12 protein-coding genes are annotated in these 13,811 nt (G+C 66.9%); 3 read left to right on the top strand and 9 right to left on the bottom strand.

Annotated elements, in window-relative coordinates; translation table 11 throughout:
• Positions 1–6: 6 nt before the first annotated feature.
• The 3 genes from GV027_RS02820 to GV027_RS02810 are packed head-to-tail and all read right to left on the bottom strand — an operon-like array spanning position 7 to position 2,842.
• Positions 7–723 (bottom strand): hypothetical protein, encoded by a 717-nt coding sequence (locus GV027_RS02820; protein ID WP_159510921.1) that lies wholly within the window; start codon positions 721–723, stop codon positions 7–9.
• A 26-nt stretch (positions 724–749) separates the two neighbouring features.
• Positions 750–2,126, bottom strand: a complete 1,377-nt coding sequence (locus tag GV027_RS02815) for an ATP-binding protein (RefSeq protein ID WP_159510920.1) — start codon at positions 2,124–2,126, stop codon at positions 750–752.
• Positions 2,123–2,842, bottom strand: a complete 720-nt coding sequence (locus GV027_RS02810; RefSeq protein WP_159510919.1) for a response regulator — start codon at positions 2,840–2,842, stop codon at positions 2,123–2,125. Before GV027_RS02810 ends, GV027_RS02815 begins: the two co-directional genes overlap by 4 nt.
• A 141-nt stretch (positions 2,843–2,983) precedes the next feature.
• Here GV027_RS02810 and GV027_RS02805 point away from each other — a divergent pair, with 141 nt between their 5' ends.
• Together GV027_RS02805 and GV027_RS02800 are read left to right on the top strand one after the other, a co-directional pair.
• Positions 2,984–3,826 (top strand): response regulator, encoded by an 843-nt coding sequence (locus GV027_RS02805; protein WP_159510918.1) that lies wholly within the window; start codon positions 2,984–2,986, stop codon positions 3,824–3,826.
• A 161-nt stretch (positions 3,827–3,987) separates the two neighbouring features.
• Positions 3,988–5,850, top strand: coding sequence for a glycoside hydrolase family 15 protein (locus GV027_RS02800; protein WP_159510917.1), 1,863 nt, complete (start codon positions 3,988–3,990; stop codon positions 5,848–5,850).
• A gap of 54 nt (positions 5,851–5,904) precedes the next feature.
• Here the strand turns inward: GV027_RS02800 and GV027_RS02795 are convergent, their stop codons facing one another.
• Both GV027_RS02795 and GV027_RS02790 read right to left on the bottom strand, forming a co-directional pair.
• Positions 5,905–6,141 (bottom strand): hypothetical protein, encoded by a 237-nt coding sequence (locus GV027_RS02795; protein WP_037528414.1) that lies wholly within the window; start codon positions 6,139–6,141, stop codon positions 5,905–5,907.
• Positions 6,142–6,227: 86 nt separating this feature from the next.
• A complete protein-coding gene (locus GV027_RS02790; RefSeq protein WP_159510916.1) occupies positions 6,228–6,536 on the bottom strand; it encodes a hypothetical protein in 309 nt (102 codons plus the stop codon).
• A gap of 215 nt (positions 6,537–6,751) precedes the next feature.
• On the opposite strand from GV027_RS02790, the gene GV027_RS02785 reads away from it, so the two are divergent.
• Positions 6,752–7,243 (top strand): nucleoside deaminase, encoded by a 492-nt coding sequence (locus tag GV027_RS02785; RefSeq protein ID WP_159510915.1) that lies wholly within the window; start codon positions 6,752–6,754, stop codon positions 7,241–7,243.
• Positions 7,244–7,279: 36 nt separating this feature from the next.
• Here GV027_RS02785 and GV027_RS02780 read toward each other — a convergent pair whose 3' ends face one another.
• The 4 genes from GV027_RS02780 to GV027_RS02765 form a co-directional block, all read right to left on the bottom strand.
• Complete coding sequence (locus tag GV027_RS02780) at positions 7,280–8,782, bottom strand: tryptophan halogenase family protein (protein ID WP_159510914.1); 1,503 nt, start codon at positions 8,780–8,782, stop codon at positions 7,280–7,282.
• A gap of 11 nt (positions 8,783–8,793) precedes the next feature.
• Complete coding sequence (locus tag GV027_RS02775) at positions 8,794–9,825, bottom strand: cupin-like domain-containing protein (RefSeq protein ID WP_159510913.1); 1,032 nt, start codon at positions 9,823–9,825, stop codon at positions 8,794–8,796.
• 5 nt (positions 9,826–9,830) lie between these two features.
• Positions 9,831–10,550 carry a SapC family protein gene (locus GV027_RS02770; protein WP_159510912.1) on the bottom strand — a complete coding sequence of 240 codons (720 nt, stop codon included), beginning with the start codon at positions 10,548–10,550 and terminating at the stop codon, positions 9,831–9,833.
• A 137-nt stretch (positions 10,551–10,687) separates the two neighbouring features.
• Positions 10,688–13,729 (bottom strand): TonB-dependent receptor, encoded by a 3,042-nt coding sequence (locus tag GV027_RS02765; RefSeq protein ID WP_236559019.1) that lies wholly within the window; start codon positions 13,727–13,729, stop codon positions 10,688–10,690.
• Positions 13,730–13,811: the final 82 nt, after the last annotated feature.

Genomic DNA, 13,811 nt, shown 5'->3' with positions numbered 1-13,811 from the left:
GGCCTGTCAGCGCGCGGGCGTCAGCGGTGCCGCCCCGAGTTGGTCGTCGCCGTTGCGCCAGGTGTCGCCGCCCGCGCGCGGCACTTCGCGACGCCGGATCGCGCCGTCGCCATTGCGGTCGAGCGCGGCGAACCGGTCGGCGGCGGCCTTGGCGAACTCTGCCCGGTCGACGCCGCGGTTGAAATCCAGATCCGCCGACGTCACCGGTTCGGGCAGGTCGAACAGGCCGAAGCGGCCGGCGCCGATCCGCAAGGTCGCGTCGGCGGTGCTGGTCCTGCGGCTGGCGGCGCTGCCACGCTTGCCGGACCCGGTGTCGGGCCGTCCCGCCGATCCGCCCCGTCCTCCACCGCGGACGCGGATCTCGGGGACGAGGATATTCTCGTACCAGGCGATATCTTCAGGGTCGATCTCGCCGTCGCGGCCGCGGTCGAAATGCGCGAAGACCCGGGTCGCATCCGCCTGAAACTCCGCACGGGTGATCCGGCCATCGCCGTCGCGGTCGGCACCCTGGAACCATAACGCCTGCGCCGCGCCGGCCTTCTGGGTCGAGCGGAACGGCTCGCCCATCGGGCTGATGAACAGCTGGCCGCGGCCCTGTTGCGGGCGCTGGCTGGGGGATCGCGCCGGCTCGGGGCTCGACTGCGCTGTTGCCGCGGCATTCGGGGCGGGCGCCACCGCGGCCAGCATCCCGCCGGCGATCACGGTCCATGCGCGCATCGACATCGGTCTTCTCCTGTTTCGGTGCCGGATCATGCCGGCAGAATGACGCGCACGATCAGACCGCCTTCGGGGCGATTTTCCAGCGACGCGGCACCGCCATGCGCATGCGCCACCGCGCGGACGCTGGCGAGCCCGAGGCCGGTGCCACCGGTATCGCGGTTGCGCGACCGCTCCGCCCGGAAGAACGGCTCGAAGGCATGCGCCGCATCGGCGGCGGACAGGCCCGGACCGCGATCGCCGACCTCGATCACCACCGTGTCGCGGTCGCGGTAGAGTTGGACCTCGGCATGCCCGGCATATTTGACCGCGTTGTCGACCAGATTGACCAGCAACGCCTTGAGTGCGGGCGCATCGCCGTCGATCGCAAGCGATGGACCGGGCGACAGCACCACCTGTTCGCCGCGGTCGGCATAATCGTCGGTGATGCTTTCCGCCAGCGAGCGCAGGTCGAGCCGCTGGCGGCGGACATGCCGGGTCATGTCGCGGACGAACGCCATCGCCGCGCCGATCCGCTGGCTCATCTCCTGGATATCCTCCTCGCTCGCCTCGCGGATCTCGTCCGGCGCCTTTTCGAGCCGGAGCGCGAGACGCATCAGCGGCGTGCGCAGATCGTGCGCGACCGCGGCGATCAGGGTCGTGCGATCCTCGACATAGCGATTGAGTCGCTCCTGCATGACGTTGAAGGCGGTCGCGGCCTCCATGATCTCGGGCGGTCCGGTTAGCGGGATCGGATCGGCGCGGGGGTCGCGACCAAGCCGGTCGGCAGCGGCGGCGAACAGCGCGACGGGCCGGGCGATGCGCCGCGCCAGCACCAGTGCGACCGGTGCCGCGACCGCCATCGCGACGAGGAACCACAGGATCAGCCGCGCCTGCCACAAGCCGAACGCCGGACGCGCCGGGCGGATCGTCCGCCACTGGCCGTCGGGGGCATGCACCCAGACGACGAACGCGCCGAACAGCGTGTTGTCGACGACCGACTGTGGCGGCATCTTGGGCATGCCCATCGGCATGGGCGGACGAAACGCGCCCGCCATCAAGGGTGGACCATAGCGCCGCGCCTCGACGATCACCGCGCGTGCCGGCACCCCGAGATCGGCGGCGATCACCCGGCCGAGATGGCGGTCGCGCGCATCGCCCTGCTCGGTCGGCGGGGCGGTCGCAACCGCGATCGTCAGCAGCCCGCTCGGGTCGCGTCCGGCGCGCACGACCGAGGCGATCCGGCTGGTCGAATAGACCACCGGCGTCGGCGGCGGGACCAGAAGGACGGCGGCGAAATTGAGCAGCTGGACGAGCAGGACGGTGAACAGGATGAACGCGAAGATGCGCAGGAACAGCGGCCAGCGCCGCGGATGCCCGACCCTGGTGCCGGCCGGATTCGCGCCGGCCGTGCGTGGCGGCGTGGTCATAGCCGGATCACGCGGGGAACGAAGAAATAGCCTTCGTTGCGGATCGTCCGGATGATCTCGTCACCGCGCGAACGCAGCTTGCGTCGCAGCCGGCTGACCTGGACGTCGATCGCCCGGTCGAATGCGTCGGTATCCGGACCCCGCGCCGCCTCCAGCAACGCGTCGCGCGCAAGCACCCGGCGCGGGCGTTCGACAAAGGCGCGCAGCACCGAGAATTCGCCGTCGGTCAGGTCGACGAGCATGCCGTCGCCGTCGAGCAGTTCGTGCGCGGCGAAATCGACCCGCCAGCCGAGAAAGCCATAGCTGCGGCCGGTCTCGACAGCCGCGCCATTGCGTTCGCGCAGTGCGGCGCGGACCGTGGCGAGGATCTCGCGCGGGCTGCACGGCTTGGTCAGATAATGGCTCGCGCCGATCTCGAGCCCGAGAATCCGGTCGGGTTCGTCGCCCAGCGCGCTGAGCATGACGACGGGGGGCGCGCCCTTGCGGGTCAGGCGGCGACAGGCTGCAAGACCGTCCTCGCCCGGCATCATCACGTCGAGCAGGATCAGCGCGATCGGATGCCGTGCGAGCGCGACGTCCATTTCCTGTGCATTCGTCGCGGTTTCGACGCGGTACCCGTGCATCCCCAGACTCTGCGCGAGCAGCGTCCGGATCGCATGGTCGTCATCGACCACGAGCAGCATCGTATCGGCGGGTTCGGGAGCGGCGCAGTGCATCGCCGGCCACTATGCCACGTATGTGTTCGTGATGTTTCAGCGATTTCGCATCATGCCACGCCACCGCCGGTCGTTGCCGGCGCGACGGATTGCGCAACATCCAGACATATGCCGGAAAGAACTGACCTGCAGGCGAGGCGCATGATTTTGACCAACAGCGTTTCCGTCGCCGTGCCCGGCCCTGATCTCCATGCCGGCACGCGAGGGGCGGATGACAGCGCGCGGATCGTCATCGTCGACGACGATCCCGGGCTGCGAGAGTTGCTGACGGGGTTTCTGGTCGATCACGGCCTGCGCGCCGAAGCCGTGGCGAGCGGCGCCGCGTTGCGGACCCGGCTCGCGCATCGCCCCTGCGATCTCGTCGTGCTCGACATGATGATGCCCGGCGAGGACGGCCTGTCGGTGCTGCGCGCGCTGACGCAGACTCAGGATCCGCCGCGGGTGATCATGTTCTCCGCGCTGTCGAGCGAGATCGACCGGGTCGTCGCGCTCGAGCTGGGCGCGGACGATTATGTCACCAAGCCGTCGAGCCCGCGCGAGATCCTCGCGCGGATCCGGTCGGTCCTGCGGCGTCAACGGGCGCAGCTTGCGAACGGCGCGGCGCCCGATCCTGCCGACCCCGCGCCGGCCGAGCGACCCGTTGGCGCCGCAAGTCCCGTCCAGAGCCACGATCTGGTCGGCTTTGCGGGCTGGGCGCTGAACTGCCGGATGCGGACACTGACCGCCCCCGACGGCACCAATGTCCGGCTGACCGATGGCGAGTTCCAGATGCTCCACCTGTTCGTCGCGCAACCGCAGACGATCCATTCGCGCGACGACATGATCGCGACGCTGGGGCGCAGCGACGGTCCGGCGAAGGGCCGCACGATCGACGTCAATATCAGCCGGCTGCGGCGCAAGGTTCAGCGGCACGACCGCACCGAACTGATCCGGACGGTACGCGGCAACGGCTATATCTTCATGCCCGACGTGTCCCCGCTCTGAGCGGCGGCCCGACCCGGCCGGCGCGTTGCGCGCTGCCGCCAGAAAATAGCGCAGGGGCGGGATATTGGCGCATCCCGCGGCGTTCATGTCCGACCACGGCTTTCCCAGCGTCGAATACCCGGCCTGGTGGGGGGCAAAGACGCGATCGGACAGACACTTCCATGGCCAAGACCCTTGCCGCATTGGCTAGCGACGTGCTGCGCGCCACCACCCGGCCCGCGCGCGACGACGCACGCGATGGCGCGCGCGAGGGGGTGCGCGAAGACGGCTATCTTCGGCTGGAGGATTATGGCGCGCTCGGCGACGGGCGGTCGGTCGCGCTGTCGGGCGCGGACGGGTCGATCGACTGGTGGTGCGTGCCCAATCTCGATTCGCAGCCGCTGTTCGACCGGCTGCTCGATCCGGAGGAGGGGGGACGGTTCAGCATCACCCCGACCGAGCCGTTCATCGTCGAGCGCCGCTATCTGCCCGGCAGCAACGTGCTCGAGACGCTCTTCATCACGGATGGCGGCCGCGCGCGGCTAACCGAATCGATGAACAGCGGTACGGCGGGCCGGTTGCCCTGGACCGAACTTGCACGGCGGATCGACGGGCTCGACGGTGCAGTCCGGTTCGCGCTCGAGATGCGCCCGGGACGCAGGGCCAGCGGGGCGAGCCCGTATCAGTCGAAGATCGGCGAATATCCGGTCTTCCATGTCGACCGCGTGCTGGGCCTGTTTCTGCACAGCGACGGCGTCGTCGTGGAGCGCGCTGACGAGGCGGTGACGGGCGTGCTGACGGTCGCGCAGGGGCAGCGCGAGGTCGTCGCGATCGTCGCGGGTGAGGACGAGCCGCTAGTCGTGCCGACGATCGCCGACATCGACGAGCGTATCGATATTTCAGACGCGGAGTGGCGGCAATGGTCGCACCGGATCGACTATGACGGCGAACGGCGCCCCGCGTTCATCCGCAGCGTCCTCGCGCTGAAGCTGCTGCTCTATTCACCGACCGGCGCGATCGCAGCCGCCGCGACCACCTCGGTCCCCGAGGGGATCGGCGGCAAGAAGAATTACGACTATCGCTACGCCTGGATCCGCGACGCCGGCTATACGATCAAGGCGTTTCTCGCCGCGGGGGCGCAGATGGAGGCCAAGGCGGCATTCACCTGGCTGTTGAAGCGGCTGGCCGAACACGGGCCGCGCGTCTGCTATACGCTCGACGGCGCGCTGGTCCCCGATCTGAGCGAAATCGACGTGCCGGGATATCGGCGGTCGAAACCCGTGCAGGTCGGCAACACCGCGACCGACCAGAACCAGCACGGCGTCTATGGCGACATATTCGAGACCGCCGCCCGCTTCGTCAGTTGCGGCAATATCCTCGACGCGTCGAGCGCCGAACTGCTGTCGCATCTGGCGGACCGGTGTGCGGACGCGTGGCGGCAGAAGGATGCGGGCATCTGGGAGCTCGAGGAGTCGCAGCATTACACCATGTCGAAGATCAGCTGCTGGCAGGCGCTGGCGCGCGCGGTCGAACTGGCGGACCAGGGGCAGTTGCCGACCACGTGCCGCGATCGGTGGTCGCGCGAACGCGACCGGATCGCGCAGTGGATCGAGGATGAATGCTGGTCCGAGACCAAGCAGGCGTTCGTCTTCTATCCTGGCAGCGACAAGCTCGACGCGTCGCTCGCGCTGGCGGTGCGGTTCGGCTTCGACGGGCGCGAGCGGCTGGAAAAGACGCTCGACGCGATCGACCGCGAACTGGGGGCGGGGCCCTATCACTATCGCTACAGCGACGTGTGGTCCGAGGAAGGGTGTTTCCTGGCGTGCACCTTCTGGATGATCGAGGCCCGTGCGCTACTCGGCCAGCGTGATCGGGCGGAGGCGGCGCTTGCGGGCATTTCCGAGGCGCTTAATCGCGGTGTCGGGATCATGACGGAAATGGCCGATCCGAAGACGGGCATGTTTCTCGGCAACCTGCCGCAGGGTCTGTCGCACCTTGCGCACGTCATGGCGCTCGACGTGCTTGGCGGACAGGACGCCTGCTAGCGACGGGGCGGGGCGGCGTTTCGCCGCCCCGCCGTCAGCCTGTCACCGGACGTGTCAGCCCGCGTCGACGCCCTGTTTGCGCGCGCCGGTGATCATGCGCGCGGCAATCTGCCGGACTCCGGCATCATCCTTGGTCTCGTCGGTCGCCGGGTCGCCGAGATGGTCGAGGCTGGCTTCCATGAAGTCGAGCAGCCCCGGGTGCTGCGCCTCGACATATTCCATCAATTTGAACAGCAGATGTTCGGACGCGATCTCGCGCTGGCGGGCCATGATGGCGGTGGTGTCGGTCATGTCGGATTCCATGGTGTCGGGGAGGGAGTAGAGACGGTCGCAGGGGCGGGGCGGACACCGTGTCGTCCGCCCCGCCCTCACGGCGTTTAGCGCTCTGCCACCTCGGAGGCGTCGAATTCGGCGAATGCGGCCTTGATGTCGCTGGCGCGCCCGGCGTCCGCGATATCGACCGAAACGATGATCTTGCCCTCGAGCGCGGCGTCGGCGCGCGACGCGGGCGTGGGATTATCGCCTGCAGTGTCGGCACCGGCGCGTTCGTCGCCAGCGCTGTTGTCCGCGCCGTCGGTCGTGATGAAGATATCGGTCCGCTCGACCTTCATTTCCTGGACGAGACGTTCCACCGTCATCTCGGCTTCGCGGCGCGTGTCGAACTTGGCTTTGAGAGTGGTCGGCATCAATGGCTCCTCGGGATGCGAAAGGTCCTGCACGACGGGCTATCGGCCGTCCTGCAACGCGAGATAACAACGCGCATCGGCGGATTTCGCCCAGCCGTTTCAAAGAATTTGACCCGGCGGCAAAGGCCGATCTCCGATTTACGGGCTCGCTCTGCCGGACCGGGCGAACAAGACCTGCTTCCGTGCGTTACACGGTGATTCCGGGAGGTGACGCCATGATGCAGGATGATGAACGCTGGATGCGCGAGGCGATCGCGATCGCACGGTCGAAGGGATCGGATCCGTCGACCTCACCGCTGGGCTGCGTGATCGTGCTCGACGGCAAGATCATCGCGGGCGAACGCAACCAGACGCACGAGCTTCCCGACGCAACCGCGCATGCCGAGATGATGGCGATCCGGCGCGCCTGCGAAGATACCGGCGAACTCGAACTGCGCGGGGCGACACTCTACTCGACACTGCAACCCTGCGGGATGTGCACGATGGCGTCGATCTGGTCGAAGGTCGGGCGCGTCGTCTATGGCGCTGGCCGCGACGACGTGCATCCGATGTATTTCGAGGCGAAGCACGTCGACACGCTCGCCTTCATCCACGACGCCTATCGCGACGACATCGTCATCGAGGGCGGGTGTCTGAAGGCAGAATGCTCCGTGCTTTATTATGGCCCGGACGCGGAGCTGCCGACCGATGAACAGGCCAATCTCTGAGCTGAGGCGACGCGTCGGGTCAGGGTTTGCCGACGCTCAAGCGGCGACCCCGGTCGCGGCCTGGGCACAATAGCGATCGACGAACGCCTGGTGCGCGGGCAGCCGGTCGACCTGTTGCGCGATCCCCGCCTTCAGCTCCGCGAGCGACGATCCGAGCCGTTCGGGCGGCATCATCCGCGCGAGGCGATGCCAGTCGCGCGGCTCGAGCCGCTGGCCCAGCATGACCTGGGTCCAAGAACTGACGCGGAACAGGTCGTCCGGCGATTGATAGGCCTGCGCTGCGTCGGCGAACAGCGCGATGCGCTCCGCCAACGTGTCGGGGATCGGCATTGCGGCACAGGCCTTCCAGAACGGTTCGCTGCGCTGATTCAAATGATAGTGGAGGATGACGAAATCGCGCACCCCTTCGATCTCGCGCCGCGTCTGCGCGTTGAACTGCGCAACGACCGCGGGGCTGATCCCGTCGAAGGGGAAGGCGCGGAGCAGCCGCGTCAGCGCGGTCATGACGAGATGGATGCTGGTCGATTCGAGCGGTTCGACGAACCCGCCGGCGAGGCTTAGCGCGATGCAATTGCCTTCCCAGGCGCGCAGGCGACGACCGGTCGTGAAGCGCAGCAGGCGCGGGTCGGTCAGCGGTTGGCCCTGGACGGACGCCAGCAGACGGTCCCGGGCCGCATCATCGGAGAGGTACTCGCTCGAATAGACGATGCCGTTGCCGACGCGGTGCTGCAGCGGGATCCGCCATTGCCAGCCGGCATCATGCGCGATCGCGCGGGTATAGGGCCGGGCGGGCTCGACCGACGTCGTCTGCACCGCGAGTGCGCGGTTGGCGGGGAGCCAGTGGCTCCAGTCTTCATAGCCGACACCCAGCGCATCGCCGATCAGCAGCCCGCGAAACCCGCTGCAGTCGAGAAACAGATCGCCTGCGACACGCGATCCGTTGGCAAGGATGACCGCATCGATATGGCCGGTCTCCGCCGAGCGATCGATCCCGGCGATCCGTCCCTCGATCCGGGTCAGCCCCGCGGTCTCGCAGCGCTCGCGCAGGAAGCGGGCATAGCGGCCCGCGTCGAAATGATAGGCATAGTTGAGCTGCAAACCCTGCTGGCCGATGGTGAAGCGGCGCGCCTCTGCGGCCTGGAGCTCAAGGCAATAGTCGCCAAAGTCGCCGGCCAGACCGTTGGCGCGGGCTTCGAGCCAGAAATGCTGGAAGTCGCCCATCCAGGTGGACCGCCCGACATCGCCGAACGAATGGACATAGCGATCGTCGGGGCGTGCCCAGCCCTCGAACGCGATGCCGAGCTTGAAGGTCGCGCCGGTGGCGGCCATGAACGCGCGCTCGTCGAGGCCGAGCAGCGCGTGAAAGGCCTGGACCGTGGGGATGGTCGCTTCGCCGACGCCGACGGTGCCGATTTCGTCCGACTCGATGAGCGTGACGTCGACCAGCGCGCCGAGTTGTCGCGTCAGCAGCGCCGCGGCGAGCCAGCCGGCGGTGCCGCCGCCGGCGATGATCACGCGGGTCTTTGGCGGGGTATCCATCGCATATCCCTTCATCGATTGAGCCGTTGCAACAGCGTGGCGCGCAGCCTTCGCGCGGCCATCGCATCCAGCGGTGCGAGTGCGCCCCGCGCGTCTGCCGGCAGATGCGCACCGGCGCGCGCCGCATCGCCGAAGACATAATAGTCGAACAGCGCCTGCCACCCGCGCTTCTCATGCTCGGGCCGGTCGCGCAGGCTGAGCAGGCCGTGCAGCAACGTGTTCTGCGGCGTGTCCATGAAGCGCGGCGTCGTGTTCCACCAATAGTTGATCATCGCGTTGAACGGATCGAGCGCCTCGACCTGGTGCCACCACAAGGCGGGGTAGATGAGCGCGTCGCCGGCCTCCATCTCCGCGACTTCGGCCACGGCCAGCGCATCGGCAAAGCCGGGATGGCGGGTGAAGTCGGGGGCGTCGAAATCGACCATCGAGACGACCTGACCCGCGGGCGTCGGTTCGAGCGGCCCTGGATAGAGGTTGGAGACCTGATCGGGCGGGAAGAGAGTGAAGCGCCGCCGCCCGACCAACGTGACCGCGATGTTGTTCGACATGTCGTGATGCGCCGACGCGGTCGTCCGGTTGCCGATCCAGATGCTGACCAGCGGCGGATGTTCGATGAGTTCGGGGTCGCCGAAGGGGAGCACCGCCTGGCCCCGGAGGCCGGGGAGATACTGATCGATGTCGGTCGAGCCGATATAGATGCTGGGTGCGGCAGGATCGTCGATGCTGGCGAGAAGCCGGTCGAGATAGGCGGACAGCGACCCGCGCTCGCGGGTGAAGTTGAGCGCGGTGCAGTCGGCCGTGTATCCGAAGCGGCCGCCTATGGCGGGGTCGCCGATATAGGCCGTCACCGGCTGGCCGCCATCGAACTGCTTGAGCCAGCCGACCGCGGCCGCGGGACCCTGACGGGCCGCGGCGACGAGCGGGACGTCGCGTGCGAGCCCTCGCAGGATCGTCGGGCGGCCCTCCGCGATCAGATCGGCGACGGGCAGGGTCCGCGCGTCCGCCCCTTCGATCACGCGGGTCCGGCGGGTGATGGCGGGCACCGGGGTCAACCGACTGCCGCGAGCCGCTGTTGCTTGTGTGCAATCAGCTGCTGGATATTGCCGAGCGATGACGCGGCAAGGATGGCGAGCCGCAGGATGCCCGAACGATGCAGCTGTTCGAGCGGGGCGCCGCTGAGCGCCGCGAGCTGCTCTAGGTCGACGACGAGTACGTCGGGTACGGTGTAGCGGCGTTCGTCGCTGACATCGATCGTGAGCGTGAACGGCGCGAGCAGCCCGGCGGCGTCAAGCGCGACATAGGCGGCGGGCGCGGATTCCATCCCCTCGTACAGCAGCCGTAATACGCCGGTGACATGATCGAGATAGGGCGTGTTGCCGCCATGCTCGAGGAACAGCGGCAGACCCGCCGGGTCACCGACGCGCGGATCGTCCAGATCAACCTGCAGCATCGCCTCGCCGACATCGTCCGGTGCGGACCGGGTCATGCCGATCGAGAAGGGACCGCGCCGGTGGCTGGCGGGAACGTAGCGGCTGGTCCAGCGGTCGTCGGCGAGAAAGAGATTTTCGTCACGGTCGAGCCCCAGCAGCGCATAGGCCTGAAGACCTTCGTCGCGGCGGCGGAACACGATTGCGAATTCGCGTTGCAGTTCCTCGAATTCGGCGGGGAAGACCAGCGCCTGATTGGCCGCGTCATTGAATGCGGCGCCGGCGCGCGGGCTGACGCGCAGGTCGGCATGATCGATATTGTTGATCTGTACGGGGTTCATCCGCTCCGGTCCCTTTTTATCCGGGTCTATCAGCCAGGCGGCGTCGGACAACAGGAAAAGGCCGCGGCACGGTGCTGCGGCCCCTCCATTGCCCGATGCGGTGTCCGGCGCGCGCCGAGGCGCACGCCGGCCTGTGCTCAGAAGCGGTAGCGCGCGCCGAGATAGAAGCGCGGCTTCAATTCCTGCACATAGACCAGATTGGTCTCGGTGCGGGCATATTGGCGGAACGGCTCGCTCGTCAGATTGACCGCCTCGAGCGAGATCGAGAAGCTCTGCGCGATGTCGTAGCTGATGCTCGCGTCGAGCGTCCCGAAGGCTGCGGTGAAGAGCGGGTTGCGGTTGCCGCCCTGGTTTGTGCCCGACAGATATTTGTCGCGCCAGTTGTACGAGACACGCGCCGAAAGCCCGTTCTTGTCATAGATCCCGGTCAGGTTCGCGCTGTCGCCGAGGCCGGTCAGGGCGAAGATGTTGACGTTGGGATCGGCATAGGGATCGACGTTCACGTCGCCATTGACCTTGGTGTACGACACCGCGAAGCCGAAGCCGGTCTGACCGAAGAAGTTGGTCCAGGCGACCTCGAACCCGTGGATGTTGCCCTCGCGGTTGTTGACCGGGCCGCTGATCGCGAAATTGAACAGGGGATCGTTGGGATCGGCGACGATATCGACCGCATTGGCCAGATCGACGACGAACTGCGTCCTCAGGCCACCCGTCGCGGGATCGATATTGTTCTGGAACGCGGCGGATGCGGCCGCCTGGTTGCCGTTATTCTGCGTCAGCAACGCGGTGTAGGAGAACAGGTTGATATCGCTGAGCGGGAGGCCGTTGGCCTGGAGATAGGCCAGCGCGGTACCCGAGCGCGAACCGGCAGCGCCCGAACCCGGGTCACGCAGCCCGAACAGATTGCCGCTGGTGACCTGGTTGCCGATGAAGTTGCGGACGTCCTTGTTGAAGAAGCCGACCGACACGAAGCTCTCCGGCTTGTAATACCATTCGAGCGACACGTCGAAATTGTCCGAGACCAGCGGCAGCAGCGCCGGATCCTGGCGCGTTGCGCCCGCAGGAGCTGCGCCGAGCGCGGTCGGGCGGTTCGGTGCCCCGGCGCTGACGGAAGCAAAGAGGTTGCCATAGTCGGGACGGGCGAGCGTGCGGCTGAACGAGGCGCGCGCCATGACGTTGTCGATCGGTTCGATGTTGAAATCGAGCGATGGCAAGAGATTGTCGTAGCTCGCCTTGACCGTGACGGCGCCGCTGGGCGGCCCGCCATCGACCGCGAAATCATTGTCCTGCGACCAGCGAATGCCGCTCGGCACCGACTGGATACCGATCGACTTGACCCGCGTCTTTTCATAGCGGGCGCCGATCAGCGCATTGGCACGGCGTCCGCCGAGTTCGCCGGCCCAGGTGATCTGGCCATAAGCTGCCCAGGTCTTTTCACCGACGGTGTCGTCCGAGGACGGGCTCGGCGAGACCGCGTTGCCGCGGCCGGCATAATAAGGCTCGAACACGTTGAGCAGATCGACCGCGTTGGCGCGGAAGGCGACCAGTGACGAGCCTGTCGACTTCGGATCATATTTGTCGAACTTGCAGGTCAGGCAGAAGGTGTCGACGAGATCGCCGGCGAGTTCTGCGACGCGACCGGTATCCGTGATGCCCCAGTCACCGAGCGTCTGGATCGTGTTGACCGTGGTCGAGCGCATGTTCGCGTCGATATAGTTGCCGCCGACGTTGAACTTGCTGCCCCCGCCCAGGTCCCAGGCGACGTCGCCGCCGAACTGGTTGATCCGGGCTTCCTGGGTCGACGTGATCTTCCGCGCGACCTGGCTGCCCAGATCCGCGATGTCGAGCGTGTTGTTGCAGTTGCCGCCGCGACCACCGTTGGTTGCGGTGCAGTCGTTGATCGTCTCGGACTGCTGCGGGAAGCCGGTGGTGAAATCAACCTTGTGCGAGGAGCGTACCGGCGCACCGATCGAGATCGTCGTCGCCGAGGTTCCGTTCGCGTTGTCCGGATTGGTCTTCGACTTGGCGTGGTTGGCGTCGAGCGTCAGCCGCAGATTGTCGGTGAAGTCCCACTTCACATTGCCACCGACCGAATAGAGCTCGGTCTTGGTCGCGAACCGCTGCTGCTCGTAACCCTTGTCCGCCTGGATCGACTCGGCGAGGATCACCGCGCTCTGCATCTGCTTGTTGTCGTCGAAGGTGACTTCGGTGAACGGACGCTGGAACCAGTTGGTCTGCTCGCTGCGCTCTTCGCTCAGCTTGTTCCGGGCATACATGCCGTCGATCGAGATTTCGAACCGGTCGGACGGCTTGAACTGGATGTTGGCCTGGCCGTTCAGACGCTCGCGGCGGTTCTCGGAGAACTGGTACCGGCTGTCGTTCGGAATCTGGACATATTCGGTCGTCGGGCGATTGGTGATCACCGTCGTCGGCCGGATATAGGCGCCCGCCGTGTTGAGGAAATCGGCCAGCGGCACGATGTTCCAGTAATTGGGGTTGGACTGAACCGAAGCGGAATTGCGCAGCTGATAGCTGCCGAACACGTTGACGCCGAAGGTTTCGTTCGGGTTCTTGTAGTTGATCAGCCCGGACAGTTCCGGCGTGACCTTGCTGGGATCGCTCTCGGCCTTCTCGACCGAGGTATCATAAAGTCCCTTCGCACCGATCGACCCCGAAAGGCCGCTCTCCTCAGCCGACAGCGGTCGGCGGGTGACGACGTTGATCGCCGCGCCGATGCCGCCCGACGGGATGTTGGCGCGGCCGGTCTTGTAGACCTCGAGCGTGGCGACACCCTCGGATGCGAGGTTCTGGAAATCGAACGAACGACCCGTACCGGTCGCAAACGCGTTGCCGGTGCTCGTGTCGATGCTGGTCGCCGGAAGCTGGCGGCCGTTCAGGGTGACGAGATTGAAGCCGCCGCTGAAGCCGCGGACGGCAACCTGCGAACCTTCGCCGTTGGCGCGGCTGATGGAGACGCCGGTGACGCGCTGCAGTGATTCCGCGAGGTTGGTGTCAGGGAACTTGCCGATATCCTCGGCCGAGATGGCGTCGACGACGCCTGCCGAGTTGCGCTTGATGTCGATAGCGCGACCAAGGCTGGCGCGGATGCCGGTGATGACGATCTCGTCCCCGGGGGCCGATTGCGGATCCTGGCTCGCGGTCTGCCCTGCGTCTTGCACGGTGGATGTCGCAGGAAGCGCTGGCTGCGCGGCAGTCGCAGGCGACCCTGTCTCGGTGCCTGGCGCCATTTGCGAGAAGGCC

It is taken from the genome of Sphingomonas sp. T1 (genome assembly GCF_902506585.1).
Taxonomy (GTDB): Bacteria; Pseudomonadota; Alphaproteobacteria; order Sphingomonadales; family Sphingomonadaceae; genus Sphingomonas; species Sphingomonas aerolata.
This window is presented reverse-complemented; position numbering and strand designations above follow the sequence as displayed.